The sequence below is a fragment of the Achromobacter marplatensis genome, assembly GCF_002209535.1.
GTDB lineage: Bacteria > Pseudomonadota > Gammaproteobacteria > Burkholderiales > Burkholderiaceae_B > Achromobacter > Achromobacter marplatensis.
Window position 1 is genome coordinate 13,011 of the sequence record NZ_NJIG01000014.1, and the last position, 21,569, is coordinate 34,579.

The following is a 21,569-nucleotide window of genomic DNA, read 5'->3' on the forward strand; positions in this document are numbered from 1 at the left end:
GACGTCACGTGTCTCTTCCGCAACGCCTGGTCATCGCGACCCGCGCCAGCCGGCTTGCCCTGTGGCAAGCCGAGCATGTGCGCGACCGGCTGCGCACGCTGTACCCGGCGTGCGCGGTTGAGCTCCTTACCCTGACGACCCGCGGCGACCAGATCCTTGACCGCACCCTGTCCAAAGTGGGCGGCAAAGGATTGTTCGTCAAGGAACTCGAAAACGCGTTGCTCGACGGGCGCGCCGATCTGGCCGTGCACTCCTTGAAGGATGTGCCGGTCGATCTGCAAGCCCCGTTCGAGCTTTGCGCCGTCCTTGATCGCGCGGACCCGCGCGATGCCTTCGTGTCCAACCGCTATGCGACGCTGGCAGACCTGCCGGCGGGTGCCGTCGTGGGCACGTCCAGCCTGCGCCGCGAATCGCAGATCCGCGCGCGTTACCCGGCCTTGGTGGTCAAGCCGCTGCGCGGCAACCTGGATACGCGCCTGGGCAAGCTGGACAAGGGCGAATACGACGCCATCGTCCTTGCTGCCGCCGGACTGGAACGCCTGGGGCTGGGCGGGCGCATCAGCAGCCTGCTGGACCCGGCCGACAGCCTGCCGGCAGCCGGGCAGGGCGCGCTGGGCATCGAGATCCGCGACGATCGCGACGACATGCGCGCCTGGCTCGCGCCGCTGATCAGCTCGGCCACTACGTCCTGCGTGCTGGCCGAACGGGCGGTGTCGCGCAAGCTGGGTGGCTCCTGTCAGGTGCCGCTGGCGGCATTTGCCGAGATCTCGGGCGACACCCTGTCGCTGCGTGCGCTGGTGGCATCACCCGACGGCACGCGCATGGTCCACACGACCCGCAGCGGTCCGGCGGTCAACGCCGAGGCGCTGGGCGAAGCCGCCGCGCAGGAGCTGCTGGAGGCTGGCGCTGCCGCCATCCTCCAGGAACTGCTGCAAGACGACGCCCGGCCGGACTGATGTCCACGCCACCGCGAGTCGCTGTCCTGACACGGCCCGCGGGCCGCAACGAGGCGCTGGCCGGCCGTCTGACCGACGCCGGCTGGTCTGCCTGCATCCTGCCTGCCCTTGAAATCCACGCCTTGGATGTCGCCGCCGCGGACCTGCCGCGGCCGGCCGACTTCGACATGGTCGTGTTCGTCAGCGGCAATGCGGGCAAGCAATACCTGGATCAGTTGGCCCGCGCCGACGGTTCGTCCGTCTGGCCGGCGGCCACTATTGCCGCCACCGTCGGGCCCGCCAGTGCCCAGGGGCTGCGTGAATCGCCCGATTTTGGCGCGAATACAACAGTCCTGCATCCTGGCGAAGATGCGCCCAGCCACGACTCCGAGGCCCTGTGGGACGTGCTTTGCGGTCTGCCGCAGCTGCCCGCCCGCGTGCTGCTGGTGCGCGGCACCCAGGGCAGGGACTGGCTGGGAGACCGGCTGGAAGCGCACGGCGTGGCCGTGACGCGCCATGCGGCCTATCTGCGCCGTCCGGCAAACTGGGACGCCGCGCAACTGGCGACGCTGCGGGGCTGGGCAGATGCCGGTGTCAGCGCCACCTGGCTCATCACCAGCGGCGAAGGGGCGGACGCCGTGCGCGCCTGCCTGGATGCCGCAGGGCTGCTTGCCTGGTGGGACGCGTGCCGCTTTGTGCTGACGCACCCTTCGCTGGCGCGCCGCGTGCCGCCGGGCTGTCATGGCGCCGAGCCATCAGCAATGGTAAAAATCTGCTTGCCCAACGACGAGTCGATATTCCAGGCTTTTGTTGCTGCTTGATTCGTTGCATCGGACAGACACCGAATACAATCGCGTCATGACAGACAAGACTCCCGCTACCGATCCGGTCGTTAACACGGCCGCCCCGGGCGCAAGCGCGCCCGCATCGGCCCCGGCCGATTCCGTCAAGGCCCGTCCGGCCAAGCGCGGCAGTGGCCCGTTGGTCACCGCCCTGATAATCGTCATCCTGCTGGCCGTTGGCCTGGGATACGCGCTGTGGAAGCAGCGCACGCAGTTCGTGTCCGCCGGGCGCGAGGTCGCGTCGCGCATCGACACGCTGACGGCCGATGTGGCCCAAGCGCGCAAGGACACGCGCGAAGCCCTGGCCCTGGCGCAAGCCCAGGCCGGCCGCGTGGGCGAGCTTGAAGACACCGTGCGCGAAACCCAAAGCCAATACAACGCGCTGCAGCAGGCCTGGCAGAATTTCAACGATAGCGCCAGCGACGAACTGCTGGCCAATGACGTCGAACGCCTGCTGACCATCGCCAATCAGCAATTGCGCCTGGCCGGCAACGTGTCCAACGCCATCGTGGCGCTGGAAACCGCGCAGTCCCGCCTGGCCCGCGCCGACCGTCCGCGCTTCTCCAGCCTGCAACAGGCCATCAACGGCGATCTGGACCGCCTGCGCGCCGTGTCCACCGTAGACATCCCCGCCCAGTCGGCCCGCATCGAACGCCTGGTGTCGCTGGTCGGCAAGGCCCCCTTGCTGGTGCCGGATGCCGCCGCCCCAGGTGTGGCTGCCGCTGGCGAAAGCCGCCCGGCCGTGGCCCCTGCGCCCGTGGTTGACCCCCAGGCTGGTTTGCCCGCCGATGCCCCGTGGTGGCAGCGCTGGCGTGCCGAAGTGGTGTCGTGGCCCGGCCGCGCGGGTTCCGCGCTGGCGCAGGAACTGGGCGGCCTGATCACCATCCAGCGCGTGGACGAGCCGGCCGCCTTGCTGCTGTCGCCCGAACAGGCCGACCAGGTGCGCGGCACGCTGCGCCAACGCCTGCTGACCGTCCAGTTGGCCATGCTGATGCGCCAGCCCGCCGTCTGGAAGAGCGAGCTCGACAACATCGGCGTCACGCTGTCCAAGTATTTCGACAACCGCTCCCCCGACACCGTCGCCGCCCAGACGCTGGCGCGCGAACTGGCGCAGACCGACATCGCCGTGCGCATGCCGGAAGTGGCCGACAGCCTGAACGCCGTGGCTGCCTTGCGCGCCGCGGGTTTCAAGACTAGCGGGCAGGACTGAGCCTTATGCGTACCTGGTTCTGGACTCTGCTGCTTGCCGTCATCGCCGTCGCGCTGGCGGTGGTGCTGCGCTCCCATTCCGGCAACGTGCTGTTGCTGGTCTGGCCCTGGCGCATCGGGATGTCGCTGACGCTGGCGGTCCTGCTGATCGTCGCGGCCTTCATCGTGCTGTACATCGGCCTGCGCCTGCTGGCGTGGCTGCTGGCCATCCCCGACCGCGTCCGCGTCTGGCGCGGCAAACGCGCCCAGGCGCGCGACCACGAATTGCTGGAGCGCGGCTGGATCGGCCTGCTGGAAGGCCGCTATACCCATGCCGAAAAGGATCTGACCAAGCTGCTTGAGCAGACCAAGGTCCAGACTCGCCGCGTGCTGGCAGCCCTGTCCGCCGCGCGCGCCGCGCATGGCCTGGGCGAATTCGACCGCCGCGACCGCCTGCTGGCCACCGCGCAAGAACACGCCGGCACCGAGCCGGGCCTGGTGGAAGCCACGGCCACGGTCTCGGCCGATATGCTGCTGGACCAAGGCCGCGCCGAACGTGCGCTGGCAGTGCTGGCGCCGCTGGCCGATGGCGGTGCCCGCCACCTGCACACCATGCGTCTGCTGCTGCGCGCACACACCGCGCTGCATCACGATGAGCAGGTCTTCACGCTGGCCCGCGGCTTGGTGCGCCGCAACGCGCTGGCCCGCAACGAGGCCGATGCCCTGATCGACGCTTCCGGCGCGGCGCGCTTGCGTGCCGCCGCCAACAGCGAAGCCTGGCGTGCCATCTGGAAAGACCTGAAGGCCGAAGAGCGCCTGCTGCCCGACATCGCGCTGGCTGGCGCCGCCGCATTCGACGCGGCCGGCGAAGCCAACGAAGCCGCCCGCGTGCTGGAAGCCGCGGTCGCCGTGAAGTTCAATCCGACGCTGGTGGCGGCCTATGCCCGGTGCGAAGCCGAGCAGGTGTCGCGTCGCTTGGCCAAGGCTGAAACTTGGCTGCAACAGCGTCCCACGGATCCCGACCTGCTGACCGCGCTGGGCATGCTGTGCCTGAACGGCCAGCTGTGGGGCCAGGCGGAACGCTATCTGCTGCGCAGCCTGAGCCGCCGCAGCGATGCGCAGACGCATGCGCTGCTGGGCAGCCTGTACGACCGCCTGGACCGTCCGGCCGATGCCGTGCACCACTGGCGCCTGGCCACGGCGGCCAGCATGGCGTTGCCGGTGCTGGCGGCGGATGCGGCATTGCCGGCCGCGGATACCGGTTCGGACCCTTACCGCGTGGACGCCGAAGGCGGCTATGCGGTGGGCCTGTCGGACGCCGACGGCGACGCCGATATTGGCGGCGACTACCCGGCGCTGCCGCCTTCGGTGGCCGCGTCGGCCTCCGACTACGTGCTGGATCCGGATGCGCGCGTGAAGAAGGACCAGCGCGACCGCGCGCTGGCGCCCGAAGACGCGCCGCTGGCTGGCGGCACGTCCGACATCGACGAGTACTTCGACAGCGCCCCGATTCCGGCGGCGGCTTTCGACGAGCCCGTGCCGACGTACTCGCCGGCGCCTCCCGCCAGCCCGAAGCCCGCGCCTGCCGCGGTGCCGGTGCCGGCCACCAAGCCGCCGTTCAAGGACGACGGCTCGCTTTGAACATTTCTTCAGACAAACAACAAGGTTGAATCATGAGTCTTGATCGCGTCTCCCCTGGCAAGAAGCTGCCGGAAGACTTCAACGTCATCATCGAAATCCCCATGAACGCCGACCCGGTCAAGTACGAGGTCGACAAAGAAACGGGTGCGATTTTCGTTGACCGCTTCATGCTGACGGCCATGCACTATCCGTGCAACTACGGCTACATTCCGCAGACCCTGTCCGACGACGGTGACCCCGCCGACGTGCTGGTGCTGACTCCGTTCCCGATCCAGATCGGCGCCGTCGTGCGCTGCCGCGCCATCGGCGTGCTGGAAATGGACGACGAGTCGGGCGGCGACGCCAAGCTGTTGGCCGTGCCGATCGAAAAGCTGTACCCCCCGTACCGCAACATCAAGTCCTACGAGGATCTGCCGACCGAAGACGTCGCGCGCATCCAGCACTTCTTCGAGCACTACAAGGATCTCGAGAAGGGCAAGTGGGTCAAGGTCAAGGGCTGGAAGGGCGTCGACGCTGCCCACGAAGAAATCGTGAACAGCGTGGAACGCTACAACAAGGCCTGATCAGGCTTTGGGCCGCGCCGGTGCTGCACCGGCCGGCGCTCTGATGCGGCGCGGCCGCGACGGCATGATGCCGATCGCCGCCGCGCCGTTGCTTTGCGGGGCCTGCAGGTTCTGGGAAACCTCGGCTGCCGCCACCTGGATCCGCGCCTGCAGGATGTCCAGGCGCGCCGCCGAGGTATGCGCTTGCGAGGCGATGAACACCAGGCTGCCGACCACTTTCTGTTCCCCGCTGAAGATCGCCGCGCCAATCCCCATCAGGCCGCGGTCGACCTCGCCATGCGAGACGCACACGCCCGCGGTGCGCAGCCGTTTCAGGTTTGCGCGGAACGCATCCCAGTCGTCTCCCAGCCCCGCTTCGCGGATTTCGGCCGCATGCCACAGCATCAGGTTGCGCAACTGGTAGGGCGGCAGATTGGCCAGGATGGGCTTGGCGGTGGCGCCACGGAACATCGGGAACGGACGGCCGCGCGCATAGCTGGATTCGATGGAGTTGTCCGTCCAGTAGCGGTCCACGCACAGCACCTTGTCGCCGTAGTAGCTGCACAGCATCAGGTTGGCGTGAAGCTCGTCGCCGGTGGCGCGCATCACGTCGCGGGCGGCGCGCATCAGCGGATCGTGTTGGCGCAGGTGCCGGTCCAGTTCGATGATGCGCGACCCCAGCACGTAGGCGCCGCCGGCGGTTGGGGCCAACAGGCCGCTTTCGGTCAGCGATTTCAGATACCGGTAGGCGGTGGCGCGCGAGCACTCCAGATGCGCCATGACGTCTTCCTGGAACGCGGCGGTGGTGCCGTCGCGAAAGAGGTCGAGGATGGACAGCATGCGGTCGGGAGTGCTCATTGCTTCGGGGAATGCCTAGTGAATGTGGAAGCCGCCGTTGACGTCGACCACGATGCCGGTTGAGTAGGAGGACAGGTCCGAGGCCAGGAAAAGGATGGCTTGGGCGACGTCGGCGGGTAGGCCGAAACGTTGCAACGGAATGCCCTGTTTGAGTTCTTGTTCCCAATTTTCGCCGAATTTGCCGAGCGTCATGTCGGTTTCGATAATGCCCGGCGCCACGCAGTTGGCGCGCACGCCGCGCGGCCCCAGCTCGCGGGCCAGCGCCTTGGTGAAACTGATGACGCCGCCCTTGGAGGCCGCGTAGTGCGATCCGCCCAGCAGCCCGCCGCCGCGCAAGGCGGCGGTGGAGCCCAGGTTGACGATGGCGGGACGCCGGGTGCTTTCCAGCAAGGCCGGCAACGCTGCATGCGTGACGTTGTAGGTCCCGGTCAGGTTCACGTCGATCATGCGGCGGAATTCGTCCTCTTCCAGATCCCAGATGCGGGTGGCGGCGACGATGCCCGCATTGTTGACCAGGATATCCACGCCCCCCAGCACTTGCGCCGCATGGGCCAGGGCCGCTTCGCAGGACGCGGCCTGCGACACGTCGCAATGCAGGTCCACGCGGCCCTGCGCCAGCGCGGGGCCGGCGCTTTCGGGATAGGCCTGGTCCAGCACGGCCACGGTCGCGCCTTGCGCAAGAAAGAGTTCGACGACGGCCGCGCCGATGCCACGGGGGTTGGCGCCCCCCGTGACCACGGCGCGCTTGCCGGCCAGAAGCCCAAGCGCGCCGGCCATCACGACTTCACCAATGCGCAGCCGCCGTCCTTCAGGGGGCGGAAGGCCTGCTCGGCGGGGATCTTGCGCACCAGGTTGTAGTAGTCCCAGTCGCGCTTGGACTCGGACGGCTTCTTCACCTGGAACAGGTACAGGTCGCGCATGACCCGGCCGTCTTCGCGGATGCGGCCGTTTTCGGTCATGAAGTCATTGATGGGCGTGTCGTGCATTTTCTTGAGCACGGGTTCGGACCCGTCGGTGCCGGCGGCTTTGACGGCGTTCAGGTAATGCATCGTGGCGCTGTAGTTGCTGGCCTGCACCATCGAAGGCATGCGGCCGGTGCGCTTGAAATAGCGTTCGGACCATTGGCGCGCCTTGTCGTCCTGATCCCAGTAGAAGGGTTCGACCAGGTTCAGGCCCTGGGCATATTCCAGGCCCACGCTGCGTACGTCCACGATGCTCATGAAGAGGGAGGCCACGCGCTGCTTGCTGCCCATGATGCCGAACTCGAACGCCTGCTTGATGCTGTTGATGGTGTCGCCGCTGCCGTTGGCCAGGCCGATCACCTGCGCCTTGGAGGCCTGCGCCTGCAACAGGAACGACGAGAAGTCCGAACTGGCGATGGGGTGGCGTACGCTGCCGACGACCTGGCCTCCCTTGGCCTTCACTACCGCCATTGCGTCGCGCTCAAGCGAATGGCCGAAAGCGTAATCGGACGTGATGAAGTACCAGCTCTTGCCGCCGTCCTCCATCACGCCGTTGGCTACGCCCGTGGCGTAGGCGTAGGTGTCGTACGTCCAGTGCATGCCGTTGGGCGAGCAGGCTTTGCCCGTCAGATCGGCCGACCCCGCGCTGGTGAAGATCACGACGCGTTTCATCTGGCGGGTCAGGTCCTGCACTGCCAGCGCGATGGCCGAGTTGGGTACGTCCAGGATCAGGTCGACCTTGTCGTTTTCATACCAGCGGCGCGCGATCGACACGCCGATGTCCACCTTGTTCTGGTGGTCGGCGGAAATCACTTCGATAGGCTTGCCCAGCACGGTGCCGCCAAAATCCTCGACGGCCATCTTCACGGCTTCCACGCCGAATTTGCCGGACAGGTCGGCCATCATGCCGGACTGGTCGCCCAGCACGCCGATCTTCACGACATCGTCCGATACCTGCGCCTGGGCGGACAGGGACAGGGTGCCCAGCACGCAGGCGGCAAGGCTGTTCTTGATACGGGTCTTCATGGGGTGTCTCCTCGGGGGCTTGGTTCTTTGCGCGCCGCCCTGTGCCGGGCGGTCATGCGGGGTCTTGCACGGCGGGTCGGCCTACTCCAGCGTCTGGCCGGCGTAGGCGTCGATGAACAGATTGGGTTTCAGGAAAAAGCTCAGCACCAGCGCGCCGTTGGGCGCGCGCGCCACGTGCTGGTTGCCACGCGGGCGCCAGACGTAGTCGCCTGCGCACACTTCGCCTTCGGCATCCACGATGGATCCCTCCAGCACATAGGTCTGCTCGACTTCCACGTGCTCGTGCAGCGGCAGTTCGGTGCCGGGCTGCCAGCGGAAGAGGGCGGTGAGCAGGCCGGACTCCTTGTCCTGCATCAGCACCTTCATTTCGATGCCTTCCACCTGGGTGGGTTTCCAGGGCAGGTCGGCGACTTTCAGGAAGCGCGAGGCCAGCGGCGGCAGCGCATTGGCCGCAGGGCAGCCGGGGGTTTCGAGGGCCATGGTTGTCTCCTAGCCGTAACTCGTTATTGAAGATAAAGTAAAAATCTTGTTATTGAGTGTTTAAAAATAGTCGCGTATATTGAGATTGATGTCAACTTTGTTTTTGCATCGACGAAGCAAAGGCGACACAGGCCGGACCCAGAGATCCGGTGCATATAAAACAAGGAGACAAGCTTGAAACACGACTATCTGGACCAGACGTTCGGTCTGGCGGGGCGCGTCGCGCTGGTGACGGGGGCAGCCAGAGGGTTGGGCTTCGCCATCGCGCGGGGCCTGGGGATGGCCGGCGCGGAGGTCGTCGTCAACGACCTGTCGATCGAGGCCTGCGATGCCGCTTGCGCGCAGCTGGCCGCGGATGGCATCAAGGCGCGCAGCGCACCGTTTGACGTGGCGGATGGCGAGGCGGTGGCCGCGGCTGTCGCCCAATTGGAGGCCGCCGGGTTGGCGATCGACGTGCTGGTCAGCAATGCCGGCAACCAGAACCGCAAACCCGTGGTGGAGATGACGCCGGCCGAGTGGCAGGCGCTGCAGAACGTGCACGTCAACGGCGCGTTCCATTGCGCCCGCGCCGTCTTGCCCGGGATGGGCAAGCGCGGCTTCGGCCGGATCATCCTGATGTCCTCGGTGGCAGGGCAGGCGACCATGCCGAACATCGCCGCGTACGCGACCGCCAAGGGCGCCATCGCGGCGTTCACGCGGGCGCTGGCCGTGGAATACGGCGCCAGCGGCGTGACCTGCAACGCGCTTGCGCCGGGTTTCGTCCGCACGGATTTCACGCAAGGGCTGCAGGACAATCCGCAATTCCAGTCGTTCCTGTCGTCTGCCGTGCCGACCGGGCGCTGGGCCGCGCCGGAAGACATTGCGCCTGCCGTGGTCTACCTGGCGTCGCCGGGCGCGTCGTTCGTCAACGGGCACGTCCTGGCGATCGACGGCGGCCTGTTGGCCCGCATGTAGGAGCGCCCCCATGAGCACCCAAGCGGTTCTGTCCGCCCAGGGGCTGGTCAAGCGGTTCGGCGGCTTCAATGCCGTCGATGGCGTGACCCTCGCCCTGCAAGAAGGCTCCATCCACGCGCTGATCGGCCCCAACGGCGCCGGCAAGACCACCTGCTTCAACCTCCTGACCAAATTCCTGACGCCGGATGCGGGCGTCATCCATTACCGCGGCCGCGACATCACCTCTCTTGCGCCGGAGCAGATCGCGCGCCTGGGCATCGTCCGCTCATTCCAGATATCCGCCGTGTTCCTGGGCTTGACCGTGCTGCAGAACATGCGCGTGGCGCTGATGCGCCAGCATGGCGACGGCCTGCGCTTCTGGCGCAGCCGGCGCAGCGTCGACCGCCTGAATGGCCGCGCGATGGAGCTGCTGGACGCGGTCGGCCTGGCGCCGCTGGCGGAGACCACGGCTGCGCTGCTGCCTTACGGCCGCAAGCGTGCGCTGGAAATCGCCATGACCTTGGCGCTGGAACCCGAGATCATGCTGCTGGACGAGCCCATGGCGGGGCTGGGCCAGGAAGACGTCGCCCGCATCGCTGCGCTGATCCGGCGCGTGTCGGTGAACCGGAGCATCCTCATGGTCGAGCACAACCTGTCGGTGGTGGCCGACCTGTCCGACACCATCACCGTGCTCGCGCGCGGCGCGGTGCTGGCGCAGGGCGACTACGCAGCCGTCTCCCGCGACGAGCGGGTCATCACCGCCTATATGGGCTCTGACGAGGAGACGCACTGAGATGCTGGCGATCAAAGACCTCAATGCCTGGTACGGCGAATCGCACGTGCTGCATGGCGTGGACATCGACGTGAACCGGGGCGAACTCGTCACCATCCTGGGCCGCAACGGCGCGGGCAAGACGACGACCCTGCGCGCCATCATGGGCATCCTGGACAAGCGGCGCGGCTCCATCCGCCTGAACGGGCAGGAAACGGTGGGCATGGCGCCGCACCGCATTCCGCGCCTGGGCGTGGTGTATTGCCCCGAGGAGCGCGCGGTGTTCCGCAGCCTGAACGTGACCGAAAACCTGATGCTGCCGCCGCGCCTGGCCGCGGGCGGCATGTCGCTGGACGAGATCTACACGCTGTTCCCCAACCTGCGCGAACGCAGTGCCAGCTCGGGCGGCAACCTGTCGGGCGGAGAACAGCAGATGCTGGCCATCGCGCGCATCCTGCGCACGGGCGCTCAGCTGATCCTGCTGGACGAACCCACCGAAGGGCTGGCGCCCGTCATCGTGCAGCAGATCGGGCAAGCCATCCGCACCTTGAAGGAGCGGGGCTTCACCATCGTGCTGGTCGAGCAGAACTTCCGCTTCGCGACCAAGGTGGCCGACCGCCACTACGTCATGGAGCATGGCTGCGTGGTCGACCGGCTGTCGGCGGATGAAGCGCGCCGCGATCCTGCCCGGATCGCGCGCCGCCTGGGCGTCTGAGAGGAGAATGCCTGTGTTCGAAATTTTCGGAGTGCCGTCTACGGCGCTGTTCGGCCAGCTGCTGCTTGGCCTGATCAACGGTTCTTTCTACGCCTTGCTCTCGATCGGCCTGGCGGTGATTTTCGGCCTGTTGAACATCATCAACTTCGCCCATGGCGCGCAGTACACGGCGGGCGCGTTCCTGGCCTGGATGCTGCTGAACTACCTGGGCGTGAACTACTGGGCGGCGCTTGTGCTGGTGCCGCTCATCATGGCGGTGTTTGCCATCGTGACGGAGCGCTTGCTGATCTCGCGCACCTATCGCATGGACCATCTGTACGGGCTGCTGCTCACCTTCGGCATTGCGTTGCTGATCGAGGGCGGCCTGCGCCAGGCCTATGGCGTGTCGGGGCTGCCCTACACCATCCCCAAGGCGCTGACCGGGGGCGTCAACCTGGGCTTCATGTTCCTGCCCTGGTACCGCGGCTGGGCCGTGGCGGTGTCGCTGGTGCTGTGCCTGGCCGTGTGGGTGCTGATCGAGAAGACGCGGGTGGGCGCGATGCTGCGCGCGGCGACGGAAAACCCGACGATCGTGCGTTCGTTCGGCATCAACGTGCCGCTGCTGATCACACTGACCTATGCGCTGGGCGTCGCGTTGGCGTCGGTGGCGGGCGTGATCGCGGCGCCCATCTACCAGGTCAGCCCGATGATGGGATCGAATCTGGTGGTGGTCGTGTTCGCGGTGGTGGTGATCGGCGGCATGGGCTCCATCATGGGCGCCATCGTCAGCGGCTTTGGGCTTGGCATTATCGAAGGCCTGACCAAGGTCTTCTACCCCGAGGCCGCCAACCTGGCGATCTTCATCATCATGGTGCTGGTGCTGCTGTGCAAGCCGGCGGGACTGTTCGGCAAGCCTCTGCAGGTGCAGAACGTGCTGGCCGCGGAAGCGACGCGGCAACCGGTGCAACTGAGCCGGCGCGCGATGCGCGTGTCGATGGCGGCGCTGGCGGTGGTGGCGTTGATCGCGCCCTGGTTCGTGTATCCCACCTTCCTGATGAAGGTGCTGTGCTTCGCGCTGTTCGCGGCGGCCTTCAACCTGCTGGTGGGCTATGTGGGCCTGCTGTCCTTCGGCCATGCGGCGTTCTTCGGCGCGGCAGCGTATGCAACCGGCATCGTCATGAAGCTGTTCGGCGCCACGCCGGAACTGGGCTTGCTGGCCGGCGTGGTCACGGGCGGCCTGCTGGGCTTGCTGTTCGGCGCCATCGCGATCCGGCGGCAGGGCATCTACTTCGCGATGATCACGCTGGCGCTGTCGCAACTGGTCTACTTCATCGCGGTGCAAGCGGGGTTCACCGGCGGCGAGGACGGGCTGCAAAGCGTGCCGCGCGGCAAGCTGTTCGGCATCTTCGACCTGGACAGCGTGATGCCGATGTACTACTTCACGCTGGCCGTTTTCGCGCTGGGCTACGCCTTCGTCCTGCGTGTGCTGAATTCCCCGTTTGGCGAAGTCATCCGCTCGGTGCGCGACAACGAACAACGCGCCCGGTCGCTGGGGTATTCCACGTCGCGCTACAAGCTGATCGCGTTCACGCTGTCTGCCTCCGTGGCGGGGCTGGCGGGCGGGCTGAAGGTGCTGGTGTTCGGCGTGGCGTCGCTCACCGACGTGCACTGGCATGCCAACGGCGAAGTCGTGTTGATGGCGCTGCTGGGCGGCATCGGCACGGTATTCGGGCCGCTTGCGGGAGCGCTGACTTTCGTGTCGCTGCAGAACTACCTGGCGCCGCTGGGGTCCTGGGTGCTGATCGTCCAGGGGGCGATATTTGTCTTGTGCGTGCTGCTGTTGCGAGACGGCATCATGGGATTGGTGTCGCGCGCCTGGCTGGCCGCGACCCGCGTGAAAAAGGAGTCCTGATGTTCCTGCATGTCGTGATGTTGCAACTGTCGGCGGCGGCCGATGCGGAATTCCACGGGCGGGTCCAGGCGTACTGCGACCGCGTCCTGGCGGAATGCGACGGGGTGGCCGGATACGCCTTCCGGCCCAACCAGGCCGCGCGCTCTGACGGCCTGACCCACGCGGTCGTGGCCGCCTTCGCGGACGGCGCCGCGCACGACCGCTACCAGGTGTCCCCGGCGCACCAGGAGATGAAGGCCTACATGGCGGATTTCATCGAACGCCTGGTCGTTTTCGATGGGGATATCCCTACGTTTTCCTGAACGCGCAAGGCTCGCGCCTTGCGCCCGGGAAAGCGATAAACTCGCGGATGATTTTCGATATCCGGGCCGCCCCAACATAAAACTGCCCGCCTCACGTATTTGTCATAGGTTGATCGCTCATGGACTACGTACTACCTCCCCAGCCGCCCGTCGCGGTTCCCGTTGCCGGCAGCGCCGCGCTGTTCCCGGTCCGCCGCGTGTATTGCGTTGGCCGCAATTACGCCGAGCACGCCAAGGAAATGGGTTTCACCGGCCGCGAAGACCCGTTCTTCTTCTGCAAGCCGGCTGATGCCGTGCTGAGCGTGGCCGACGGCGAAACCGGCAAGATGGCCTATCCGCCCAAGACCTCCAACCTGCACTACGAGATGGAACTGGTCGTGGTGCTGGGCAAGGGCGGCCGCAATATTCCGGTCGAAGAAGCCAATGAATGCGTGTGGGGCTACGCGCTGGGCCTGGACATGACCCGCCGCGACCTGCAAGGCGAAATGAAGAAGCAGGGCCGCCCCTGGGAAATCGGCAAGGCGTTCGACGAGTCCGCCCCGATGGGCCCGATCCACCCGCGCAGCGTCGTGGGCACGCTGGACAAGGGCGCGATCTGGCTGGACGTGAACGGCCAGCGCAAGCAGTCCAGCGACATTTCGCAGATGCTGTGGAACATCCCCGAGAGCATTTCGTACCTGTCGGGCCTGTTCGAACTGCAGCCGGGCGACATCATCTTCACCGGCACCCCGGAAGGCGTGGGCGCGGTCGTGCAAGGCGATGTGATCACCGGCGGCGTGGAAGGCCTGGGCGAACTGCGCGTGCAGATCGCCTGATTCCGGCACCGCCTCTTTCTATTGTTCAGGAGTTCCAGCATGCGCGGCAAGATCGTGCTGACCGCCTTTGTCGTGTTCGGATTCGTGCTCGCCGGTTGCAATACCGTCGCGGGCATGGGTCGTGACATGTCCCGGGCCGGCAACGCCATCACCAACGCCGCCGACAAGTAATCGTCGGCGTCGTTGCCACGGCAAAAAAAAGCCCCTTGAGTCATCAAGGGGCTTTTTTCATGCCGGTAGCGCGGATGCCCTACAGCACATCCCCCGCGTAGTCGGCCAGGCGGGAACGTTCGCCGCGCTGCAGCGTGACGTGCCCCGAATGCGGCCAGCCCTTGAAGCGGTCGACGACGAACGTCAGGCCCGAACTGCCTTCGGTCAGATACGGCGTATCGATCTGGGCGACGTTGCCCAGGCAGATCACCTTGGTGCCAGGGCCCGCGCGGGTCACCAGCGTCTTCATCTGCTTAGGCGTCAGGTTCTGCGCTTCGTCGATGATCAGGTACTTGTTCAGGAACGTGCGGCCGCGCATGAAGTTCAGCGACTTCACCTTGATGCGCGAACGGATCAGGTCCATGGTGGCGGCGCGCCCCCAGTCCCCGTTGCCCTCGCCATCGCCCATGTTGAGCACATCCAGGTTGTCTTCCAGCGCACCCATCCACGGCAGCATCTTCTCTTCTTCCGTGCCGGGCAGGAATCCGATGTCCTCACCGACGGGCACCGTGACGCGGGTCATGATGATTTCGGTGTAGCGCTTGGTCTCCAGCACCTGCGTGATGCCTGCCGCCAACGCCAGCAGCGTCTTGCCGGTACCCGCCTGGCCCAGCAACGACACGAAGTCGCATTCCGGGTTCATCAGCAGGTTCATGGCGAAGTTCTGCTCGCGGTTGCGCGCCGTGATGCCCCAGACGTTGTTCTTGCCGTGGGTGTAGTCGCGCAGGGTGGCCAGCACCGCCATCTTGCCGCTGACTTCGCGCACTTGCGCGTACAGCGGCATCTGGCCTTCGAAGTAGACGAACTGGTTGACGACGAACTGCGAACACAGCGGGCCGTGGATACGGTAGAAGGTGGTGCCGCCTTGCTGCCAGGACTCGACGTCCTTGCCGTGCTTGTTCCAGAAATCTTCGGGCAACTGCATCACGCCCGAATACATCAGGTCCGAGTCTTCCAGGACGTGGTCGTTGAAGTAGTCTTCGGCGGCCATGCCCAGCGCGCGCGCCTTCAAGCGCATGTTGATGTCTTTGGACACCAGCACGACTTCGCGCTGCGGGTACTTTTCCTGCAGGGCCCGGACGACGCCCAGGATCTGGTTGTCGGCCTTGCCCATCGGCAGGTCGGAGGGCAGGGTGCTGTGGATGGCAGTCGTCTGGAACAACAGGCGACCGGTGGCATCCTTGTTGCCCAGCTTGGCCAGCTCCAGCCCTTCGTCCAGCTGGGTGGTGTCCTGCACCAGCGCATCCAGCGAGCGGCTGACCTGGCGCGCGTTGCGCGCCACTTCCGACATGCCCTTCTTCTGGTGGTCCAGTTCTTCCAGCGTCATCATCGGCAGGAAGATGTCGTGCTCTTCGAACCGGAACAGCGAGCTGGGATCGTGCAGCAGCACGTTGGTGTCCAGCACGAACAGCTTGCGCGGCTCGTTCTGGGCGCGCGGCTTGGCGCGCTTTGCGGCCGTCTGGGCGGGTTTGGCCGCACGCGCTTCCGTGCGGGCGGGGGTGGCGGCAGGAGGTGGCGGCGGCACCTGGCGGGTCGGCGCGGGAATCTGCGCCTTGCGTGCCGGAGCCGCCATGCCGTCGAGTTCAGGCTGGACGAGCAGTTCGTCCTCGTCTTCGTCGGCAAGTACGGCTTGGGTGTTGGACCGCGCAGCGGCAGTCTTGGTGGTGCGGGCCTGCACCCGGGCGGTTTCGCCCGAGGGGAAGGTCAGGATGGCTGCGGGGCGGGTAGGCAACTTCGGAAGCGGCATATGCGTCACTCTCCAGTGTGGGCCGGCTATAGCGCCTGACGGGTGTTCCTGTACGGCTAACCGATACTTTTTGCGGCCTGCAGGACTTCCTTGGCGTGGCCCGGGACCTTCACCCCGCGCCACTCCTGCACCAGCACGCCATAGGCATCGATCAAAAAGGTGCTGCGCTCGATGCCTCGCACCTGCTTGCCATACATATTCTTCTGCTTGATGACGCCGAACAGGTTGCACACGGTTTCGTCGGCGTCGGAGATGAGGGGGAAAGGAAGTTCGTACTTGGCCTTGAAGTTCTCATGCGATTTCAGCGAATCGCGCGAGATGCCGATGACCACCGCGCTGGCAGCCAGAAATTCGGCGTTCAGGTCGCGGAAGTCCTGGCTTTCGGTCGTGCAGCCAGGGGTGTTGTCCTTGGGGTAGAAGTACAGGATGACGGCACGGCCCTGGCATTGTTCAAGGCTGATCGGACCAATGGTGCTTTCAGCGGTGAACTGCGGGGCGGGCTTGCCGATACTGGGCGTCATTTCTGGGATTCTCCATTGGGAGGGATGAGGGCGACCACGACGCGGCGGCCCTCAGCCATCAGGATGTTGTAGGTGCGGGAGGCGGCGTGCGTGTCCATGATCTCGACGCCGATGCCCATGGCCAACAGGGGACGCAACACTTCGGGGCGCAGGAATTGCTGGCGGGCGCCTGTGCCGACCAGCAGCACCTCGGGCGCATTGGCCGGGCGGCTGGGGGCGGCTTCCGGTTCGTCCAGGAACGCCATGGGATCGCGGACGGGCTCGGTCAAGCCGGCCGCCTGATGCAACAGGGGGGAGGTAATGTCGGCCGGCGACTCAACGGGCCATTCGGTCACTTCGCCTTCGGGGCCAAAGGCCACCGAGGAGGAAAAACGTACCTGGTTGACCTCGATATAACCCTCACCGTAAGCGGTGACGGTGTTCAGAGCGGCCGTCGCAGGATCGGTATGCAGCTTCAATAAAAACTCCGGCTTTGTGGCTTGATAATAGCGCATCAGGATGTACAGATGTTGCTCTGTATCCACTCGGGAAATGGGGGTTTTTCCGCCCCATTTGCCGCCTAGGCGCGCTTGCGCTAGATTACAGGGTTTTGTTGCGCTGCAAACGTGTGCTGGCGCGGCTTTGAGCCGCTTTCCCCTACGCGCGGCGGCGCCCCGGTTTTTGCCTTTCGTCCCTTAAGGATTCCCATCATGAGGAAATTCTCCCGCATCGAGCGTTTGCCCCCGTATGTTTTCAACATCACCGGCGAACTCAAGATGGCGGCGCGTCGGCGGGGCGAAGACATCATCGACATGTCGATGGGCAATCCGGACGGCGCGACCCCCCAGCACATCGTCGAAAAGATGGTGGAAGCCACCTCGCGCCCAACCACCCACGGCTACTCGGTGTCCAAGGGCATCCCGCGCCTGCGCAAGGCCATCTGCGACTGGTACCAGCGTCGCTACGCGGTCGAGTTCGACCCGGATTCCGAAGCCATCGTCACCATCGGGTCCAAGGAAGGCCTGGCCCACCTGATGCTGGCCACGCTGGACCGCGGCGACACGGTGCTGGTGCCCAACCCCAGCTACCCGATCCACATCTATGGCGCCGTCATTGCCGGCGCCAACATCCGGTCCGTGCGCATGACGCCGGGCGTGGATTTCTTCGAGGAACTGGAACGCGCGGTGCGCGAGTCCATCCCGAAGCCTAAAATGATGGTGCTGGGCTTTCCCAGCAACCCGACCGCCCAGTGCGTGGACCTGTCGTTCTTCGAACGCGTGGTGACGCTGGCCAAGGAACACGACATCCTCGTCGTGCATGACCTGGCCTACGCCGATATCACCTTCGACGGCTACGTGGCGCCTTCCATCATGCAGGTGCCCGGCGCGCGCGATGTCGCCGTCGAGTTCTTCACGATGAGCAAAAGCTACAACATGGCCGGCTGGCGCATCGGCTACATGGTCGGCAACCGCGAGCTGGTCAACGCGCTTGCGCGCATCAAGAGCTATCACGACTACGGTACGTTCACGCCGATCCAGGTGGCGTCCATCGCCGCCCTGGATGGCCCGCAGGACTGCGTGAACGAGATCGTGGCCCAGTACCAAAGCCGCCGCGACGTGCTCGTGCGCGGTCTGCATGAAGCAGGTTGGAATGTGGAGATTCCCAAGGCGTCCATGTATATCTGGGCGCAGATCCCCGAGCCCTACAGGGCGATGGGCTCTTTGGAATTTGCCAAGCGTGTCCTGTCGGATGCGAAAGTGGCCGTGTCCCCCGGGATCGGCTTCGGCGAGTATGGCGACGACTATGTCCGCTTCGCTCTTATCGAAAACGAGCAGCGCACCCGGCAGGCGGTGCGAGGCATCAAAGAGATGTTCCGCAAGGACGGTTTGCTGAAATGATGGGAGCCCACCCCCGCGGCGCTGCGCGCTTCCCCCTCAAGGGGGCATGCCTGCGGACCGGCGGAGCCGGATCCGCGGCATCCCGATAGGGCAGCAACTGTTTTTGCGTCACCGGTGCTGTACAGCATCGCACAGCAATTTGGAGAACTGAAATGAATTCCCCTCAACGCCCGCCCGCAGATGGCGGCGCGATGAATCCCATGAAGGTGGGCCTGCTCGGTCTGGGCGTAGTCGGTGGCGGCACGTGGACCGTGCTGTCTCGCAACGCCGAGGAAATCGCGCGCCGCGCCGGCCGCCGCATTGAAGTCACGCGCGCCGCCGTGCGCGATGTGGTCAAGGCCCGCGCCCGCGTGGGCGACTCGATCAAGGTCGATACCGATGTGCACGCGCTGGTGCGCGATCCGGAAATCGACATCGTCGTCGAACTGATCGGCGGCGACACGCTGGCGCTGGAGCTGGTGATGGAAGCCATCGCCAACGGCAAGCACGTCGTCACCGCGAACAAGGCGCTGCTGGCCAAGCACGGTAACGAGATCTTCGCCGCCGCCTACGAGCGCGGCGTGATGGTCACCTTCGAAGCGGCAGTCGCCGGCGGCATCCCCATCATCAAGGCGATCCGCGAAGGCCTGACCGCCAACCGCATCCAGTGGGTAGCCGGCATCATCAACGGCACCACCAACTTCATCCTGTCGGAAATGCGTTCGCGCGGCCTGCCGTTCGCCGACGTGCTGGCCGAGGCCCAACGCCTGGGCTACGCCGAAGCCGACCCCACGTTCGACGTGGAAGGCGTGGACGCCGCGCACAAGCTGACCTTGCTGGCCTCGCTGGCCTTCGGCGTGCCGGTGCAGTTCGACCGCGCCTACATCGAAGGCATTTCGCAGCTGGCCGCTGAAGACATCGAGCACGCCGAACGCCTGGGCTACCGCATCAAGCTGCTGGGCATCACCAAGCGCCGTCCCGACGGCATCGAACTGCGCGTGCATCCGGCGCTGGTGCCGTCCGAGCGCCTCCTGGCCAATGTCGAAGGCGCGATGAACGCCGTGCTCGTCAAGGGCGACGCCGTCGGCCCCACGCTGTACTACGGCCAGGGCGCGGGCGAAGAACCCACCGCGTCGGCCGTCGTGGCCGATCTGGTGGACGTCACCCGCCTGCACACCGCCGACCCGGGCAACCGCGTTCCGCACCTGGCCTTCCAGCCGGATGCCATGTCCGACACGCCGATCCTGCCGATAGAACTCGTCAGCACGTCGTACTACCTGCGCTTGCGGGTGGACGACCAGCCCGGCGTGCTGGCGGACATCGCCCGCATCCTGGCCGACCGCTCCATCTCGATCGGGTCGATGATTCAGCAGCCATCGCACATCGGCGGCGCCGACATCATCTTCCTGACGCACGAAGCCGTGGAAGGCAACGTCAACCAAGCCATCGAGCGCATCGAGTCCTTGCCATTCGTCCGGTCCAAGGTCACGCGATTGCGCGTGGAGAACTTGACATGAAATACCTCTCTACTCGCGGCGGCATGAATCCCCAGGGGTTCTCCGACATTCTGCTGGAAGGCCTGGCGCCCGACGGCGGGCTGGCCATGCCGGAGCAATTGCCCCAGGTGTCCGAGCAGACGCTCGAATCCTGGCGCGGCCTGTCCTACGCGGACCTCGCCTTCGAAGTGCTGTCGCTGTTCGCCACCGACATTCCGGCGGACGACCTGCGGCGCCTGACTCGCGCCGCCTACACGCAAGAGATCTTCAACAGCGAAGACATCGTCCCGCTGCGTCCGCTGGACGGCGGCCTGTCGCTGCTGGGCCTGTCCGAAGGGCCGACGCTGGCTTTCAAGGACATGGCCATGCAGTTCCTGGGCCAGGTCTTCGAATACGTGCTGGCCAAGCGCGGCACCACGCTGAACATCGTGGGCGCCACGTCCGGCGACACGGGCTCGGCGGCCGAGTACGCGCTGCGCGGCAAGCAGGGCGTGGCCGTCTTCATGCTGTCGCCGCATGGCCGCATGAGCGCTTTCCAGCGCGCGCAGATGTATTCGCTGCAAGACGAGAACATCCACAACATCGCCGTGCGCGGCGTGTTCGATGAAGCCCAGGACATCGTCAAGGCCCTGGCCGGCGATCTGGCGTTCAAGACAAAGTACCGCCTGGGCGCCGTGAACTCCATCAACTGGGCGCGCATCGCCGCCCAGGTGGTGTACTACTTCCACGGCTGGTTGCGCGCTACCGACAAGCCGGGCCAGCAGGTGTCGTTCGCCGTGCCCTCGGGCAACTTCGGCAACATCCTGTCAGGCCATATCGCGCGCAGCATGGGCTTGCCGGTGCGCCGCCTGGTCCTGGCCACGAACGAGAACAACGTGCTGGAAGAATTCTTCCGCACGGGCATCTACCGTCCGCGTCCGGCCGAACAGACCTACGCTACGTCCAGCCCGTCGATGGACATTTCGCGCGCATCCAACTTCGAACGCTTCGTGTTCGAGCTGGTGGGCCGCGATCCGGCCCGCGTGAAGGCCTTGTGGACGTCGTTGGCCAAAGATGGTTCGTTCGACCTGTCCGACCTGAAGCCGCAGTTCGAATCGCGCTATGGCTTCGTGTCGGGCGCCAGCTCGCACGAAGACCGCCTGGCGACAATCCGTTCGGTCTACGAAGGGACGGGCGTGCTGGTCGACCCGCATACGGCCGACGGCGTGAAGGTCGCGCGCGAATTCATCGAACCGGGCGTGCCGATGCTGGTCCTGGAAACCGCCTTGCCGGCGAAGTTCTCCGAAACCATCGAAGAGGCGCTGGGCCGTCCCGCTACGCCTCCGGGCAACCTCGCCAATCTGGAATCTTTGCCGCAACGCGTGGAAGTCATGGATTGCAGCGAAGCCGCCGTCCGCCGCTTCATCGAGGCGAACGCCAAGGTGTAACTGCTTGCGGTTTCTGTAAGCGCAAAACCCCTCGCAGGCTTGGCCTCGAGGGGTTTTTTTACGATGTGGGATGGGTGAATTACGTTCTTATGCATTTTGACCACAACCCGACACGGATTTGGGGCCAGGTTACCGATACAGTGTATCCACCTAATCACACTTGGAGAACACGCCCATGAACCTGAAGACCATGACGTTGGCCCTGGTGGTGACCGGATTTGGGGTGCTGGCCGGATGCTCGTCGCCCTCGGTCATTCAGAATCGGGACGGAAGCTCGACCGTGACGCCCGACGCGCCGTCTTACGACAAGAAGTCCGGCATGTATGAATACGACAAGGACGGCAAGAAGGTCCAGGTCAACAAGGACGACGTGAAGTCCATCGAAGAGGTCAAGTGATCCCCTCTGCGCA

At 65.7% G+C, this 21,569-nt stretch carries 23 protein-coding genes; 16 read left to right on the forward strand and 7 right to left on the reverse strand.

All coding sequences use genetic code 11. The features are described 5' to 3' along the window. The first annotated feature begins 8 nt into the window (after window positions 1-8). Genes hemC through ppa form a run of 5 tightly spaced genes read left to right on the forward strand, consistent with a single transcriptional unit; the run spans window position 9 to window position 5,169 of the window. Entirely contained in the window at window positions 9-956 is a 948-nt protein-coding gene (hemC, locus tag CEY09_RS24320) for a hydroxymethylbilane synthase (RefSeq protein ID WP_088590585.1), read from the forward strand. Beyond that, complete coding sequence (locus tag CEY09_RS24325; protein ID WP_088590586.1) at window positions 956-1,756, forward strand: uroporphyrinogen-III synthase; 801 nt, start codon at window positions 956-958, stop codon at window positions 1,754-1,756. The genes hemC and CEY09_RS24325 overlap by 1 nt, the downstream gene beginning before the upstream one ends. 37 nt (window positions 1,757-1,793) lie before the next feature. Then, window positions 1,794-2,987, forward strand: a complete 1,194-nt coding sequence (locus CEY09_RS24330; protein ID WP_052017881.1) for a uroporphyrinogen-III C-methyltransferase — start codon at window positions 1,794-1,796, stop codon at window positions 2,985-2,987. Between the two features lie 5 nt (window positions 2,988-2,992). Next, window positions 2,993-4,606 carry a heme biosynthesis HemY N-terminal domain-containing protein gene (locus CEY09_RS24335; protein WP_088590587.1) on the forward strand — a complete coding sequence of 538 codons (1,614 nt, stop codon included), beginning with the start codon at window positions 2,993-2,995 and terminating at the stop codon, window positions 4,604-4,606. Between the two features lie 32 nt (window positions 4,607-4,638). Then, on the forward strand, window positions 4,639-5,169 hold the full coding sequence (ppa, locus tag CEY09_RS24340; RefSeq protein WP_006225005.1) for an inorganic diphosphatase: 531 nt from the start codon (window positions 4,639-4,641) through the stop codon (window positions 5,167-5,169). Here ppa and CEY09_RS24345 read toward each other — a convergent pair whose 3' ends face one another. The 4 genes from CEY09_RS24345 to CEY09_RS24360 all read right to left on the reverse strand — a co-directional run bounded on the left by CEY09_RS24345 (window position 5,170) and on the right by CEY09_RS24360 (window position 8,474). Beyond that, a complete protein-coding gene (locus CEY09_RS24345) occupies window positions 5,170-6,006 on the reverse strand; it encodes an IclR family transcriptional regulator (protein WP_006225004.1) in 837 nt (278 codons plus the stop codon). Window positions 6,007-6,021: 15 nt separating this feature from the next. Beyond that, window positions 6,022-6,783, reverse strand: coding sequence for an SDR family oxidoreductase (locus CEY09_RS24350; RefSeq protein WP_088590588.1), 762 nt, complete (start codon window positions 6,781-6,783; stop codon window positions 6,022-6,024). Then, window positions 6,783-7,994 (reverse strand): ABC transporter substrate-binding protein, encoded by a 1,212-nt coding sequence (locus CEY09_RS24355; protein WP_088590589.1) that lies wholly within the window; start codon window positions 7,992-7,994, stop codon window positions 6,783-6,785. Before CEY09_RS24355 ends, CEY09_RS24350 begins: the two co-directional genes overlap by 1 nt. 81 nt (window positions 7,995-8,075) lie before the next feature. Then, the gene (locus tag CEY09_RS24360; RefSeq protein WP_006225001.1) at window positions 8,076-8,474 is read right to left on the reverse strand and encodes a cupin domain-containing protein; all 399 of its coding nucleotides are present in this window, start codon (window positions 8,472-8,474) and stop codon (window positions 8,076-8,078) included. A 174-nt stretch (window positions 8,475-8,648) separates the two neighbouring features. On the opposite strand from CEY09_RS24360, the gene CEY09_RS24365 reads away from it, so the two are divergent. From CEY09_RS24365 to CEY09_RS24395, 7 genes are all read left to right on the forward strand, one after another. Continuing rightward, entirely contained in the window at window positions 8,649-9,428 is a 780-nt protein-coding gene (locus CEY09_RS24365; RefSeq protein WP_006225000.1) for an SDR family NAD(P)-dependent oxidoreductase, read from the forward strand. A gap of 10 nt (window positions 9,429-9,438) precedes the next feature. Further along, window positions 9,439-10,200 carry an ABC transporter ATP-binding protein gene (locus CEY09_RS24370; protein ID WP_006224999.1) on the forward strand — a complete coding sequence of 254 codons (762 nt, stop codon included), beginning with the start codon at window positions 9,439-9,441 and terminating at the stop codon, window positions 10,198-10,200. A 1-nt stretch (window position 10,201) separates the two neighbouring features. Further along, complete coding sequence (locus CEY09_RS24375) at window positions 10,202-10,894, forward strand: ABC transporter ATP-binding protein (protein WP_006224998.1); 693 nt, start codon at window positions 10,202-10,204, stop codon at window positions 10,892-10,894. A 13-nt stretch (window positions 10,895-10,907) separates the two neighbouring features. Then, window positions 10,908-12,785: an ABC transporter permease gene (locus CEY09_RS24380; protein WP_088590663.1), complete on the forward strand. Its 1,878-nt coding sequence runs from the start codon at window positions 10,908-10,910 to the stop codon at window positions 12,783-12,785. Beyond that, window positions 12,785-13,087, forward strand: a complete 303-nt coding sequence (locus CEY09_RS24385; protein WP_006224996.1) for a Dabb family protein — start codon at window positions 12,785-12,787, stop codon at window positions 13,085-13,087. The genes CEY09_RS24380 and CEY09_RS24385 overlap by 1 nt, the downstream gene beginning before the upstream one ends. A gap of 119 nt (window positions 13,088-13,206) precedes the next feature. Beyond that, the gene (locus tag CEY09_RS24390; protein WP_006224995.1) at window positions 13,207-13,902 is read left to right on the forward strand and encodes a fumarylacetoacetate hydrolase family protein; all 696 of its coding nucleotides are present in this window, start codon (window positions 13,207-13,209) and stop codon (window positions 13,900-13,902) included. A 39-nt stretch (window positions 13,903-13,941) separates the two neighbouring features. Beyond that, entirely contained in the window at window positions 13,942-14,073 is a 132-nt protein-coding gene (locus CEY09_RS24395) for an entericidin A/B family lipoprotein (RefSeq protein ID WP_006218367.1), read from the forward strand. Window positions 14,074-14,152: 79 nt separating this feature from the next. On the opposite strand, the gene CEY09_RS24400 is transcribed toward CEY09_RS24395, so the two are convergent. The 3 genes from CEY09_RS24400 to CEY09_RS24410 are packed head-to-tail and all read right to left on the reverse strand — an operon-like array spanning window position 14,153 to window position 16,838. Next, window positions 14,153-15,859, reverse strand: a complete 1,707-nt coding sequence (locus tag CEY09_RS24400; protein WP_088590590.1) for a PhoH family protein — start codon at window positions 15,857-15,859, stop codon at window positions 14,153-14,155. A gap of 56 nt (window positions 15,860-15,915) precedes the next feature. Then, window positions 15,916-16,380, reverse strand: coding sequence for a peroxiredoxin (locus tag CEY09_RS24405; protein WP_006224993.1), 465 nt, complete (start codon window positions 16,378-16,380; stop codon window positions 15,916-15,918). Further along, the gene (locus CEY09_RS24410; protein WP_088590664.1) at window positions 16,377-16,838 is read right to left on the reverse strand and encodes an Mth938-like domain-containing protein; all 462 of its coding nucleotides are present in this window, start codon (window positions 16,836-16,838) and stop codon (window positions 16,377-16,379) included. Before CEY09_RS24410 ends, CEY09_RS24405 begins: the two co-directional genes overlap by 4 nt. A 231-nt stretch (window positions 16,839-17,069) precedes the next feature. Here CEY09_RS24410 and alaC point away from each other — a divergent pair, with 231 nt between their 5' ends. From alaC to CEY09_RS24430, 4 genes are all read left to right on the forward strand, one after another. Further along, window positions 17,070-18,257, forward strand: a complete 1,188-nt coding sequence (gene alaC / locus CEY09_RS24415; protein ID WP_006224991.1) for an alanine transaminase — start codon at window positions 17,070-17,072, stop codon at window positions 18,255-18,257. Window positions 18,258-18,448: 191 nt separating this feature from the next. Further along, window positions 18,449-19,753, forward strand: coding sequence for a homoserine dehydrogenase (locus CEY09_RS24420; protein WP_006224990.1), 1,305 nt, complete (start codon window positions 18,449-18,451; stop codon window positions 19,751-19,753). After that, window positions 19,750-21,159, forward strand: coding sequence for a threonine synthase (gene thrC / locus CEY09_RS24425; protein ID WP_088590591.1), 1,410 nt, complete (start codon window positions 19,750-19,752; stop codon window positions 21,157-21,159). Before CEY09_RS24420 ends, thrC begins: the two co-directional genes overlap by 4 nt. A gap of 175 nt (window positions 21,160-21,334) precedes the next feature. After that, a complete protein-coding gene (locus CEY09_RS24430) occupies window positions 21,335-21,556 on the forward strand; it encodes a YgdI/YgdR family lipoprotein (RefSeq protein WP_088590592.1) in 222 nt (73 codons plus the stop codon). Window positions 21,557-21,569: the final 13 nt, after the last annotated feature.

Coding starts and splice junctions, on each gene's coding strand:
- CEY09_RS24370 (WP_006224999.1), top strand. CDS start 9,439: ATGAGCACCCAAGCGGTTCTGTCCGCCCAGGGGCTGGTCAAGCGGTTC.
- CEY09_RS24375 (WP_006224998.1), top strand. CDS start 10,202: ATGCTGGCGATCAAAGACCTCAATGCCTGGTACGGCGAATCGCACGTG.
- thrC (WP_088590591.1), top strand. CDS start 19,750: ATGAAATACCTCTCTACTCGCGGCGGCATGAATCCCCAGGGGTTCTCC.
- CEY09_RS24405 (WP_006224993.1), bottom strand. CDS start 16,380: ATGACGCCCAGTATCGGCAAGCCCGCCCCGCAGTTCACCGCTGAAAGC.
- CEY09_RS24350 (WP_088590588.1), bottom strand. CDS start 6,783: ATGGCCGGCGCGCTTGGGCTTCTGGCCGGCAAGCGCGCCGTGGTCACG.
- CEY09_RS24345 (WP_006225004.1), bottom strand. CDS start 6,006: ATGAGCACTCCCGACCGCATGCTGTCCATCCTCGACCTCTTTCGCGAC.
- CEY09_RS24330 (WP_052017881.1), top strand. CDS start 1,794: ATGACAGACAAGACTCCCGCTACCGATCCGGTCGTTAACACGGCCGCC.
- CEY09_RS24430 (WP_088590592.1), top strand. CDS start 21,335: ATGAACCTGAAGACCATGACGTTGGCCCTGGTGGTGACCGGATTTGGG.
- CEY09_RS24395 (WP_006218367.1), top strand. CDS start 13,942: ATGCGCGGCAAGATCGTGCTGACCGCCTTTGTCGTGTTCGGATTCGTG.
- CEY09_RS24335 (WP_088590587.1), top strand. CDS start 2,993: ATGCGTACCTGGTTCTGGACTCTGCTGCTTGCCGTCATCGCCGTCGCG.
- CEY09_RS24420 (WP_006224990.1), top strand. CDS start 18,449: ATGAATCCCATGAAGGTGGGCCTGCTCGGTCTGGGCGTAGTCGGTGGC.
- CEY09_RS24360 (WP_006225001.1), bottom strand. CDS start 8,474: ATGGCCCTCGAAACCCCCGGCTGCCCTGCGGCCAATGCGCTGCCGCCG.
- ppa (WP_006225005.1), top strand. CDS start 4,639: ATGAGTCTTGATCGCGTCTCCCCTGGCAAGAAGCTGCCGGAAGACTTC.
- alaC (WP_006224991.1), top strand. CDS start 17,070: ATGAGGAAATTCTCCCGCATCGAGCGTTTGCCCCCGTATGTTTTCAAC.
- CEY09_RS24385 (WP_006224996.1), top strand. CDS start 12,785: ATGTTCCTGCATGTCGTGATGTTGCAACTGTCGGCGGCGGCCGATGCG.
- CEY09_RS24325 (WP_088590586.1), top strand. CDS start 956: ATGTCCACGCCACCGCGAGTCGCTGTCCTGACACGGCCCGCGGGCCGC.
- CEY09_RS24355 (WP_088590589.1), bottom strand. CDS start 7,994: ATGAAGACCCGTATCAAGAACAGCCTTGCCGCCTGCGTGCTGGGCACC.
- CEY09_RS24400 (WP_088590590.1), bottom strand. CDS start 15,859: ATGCCGCTTCCGAAGTTGCCTACCCGCCCCGCAGCCATCCTGACCTTC.
- CEY09_RS24390 (WP_006224995.1), top strand. CDS start 13,207: ATGGACTACGTACTACCTCCCCAGCCGCCCGTCGCGGTTCCCGTTGCC.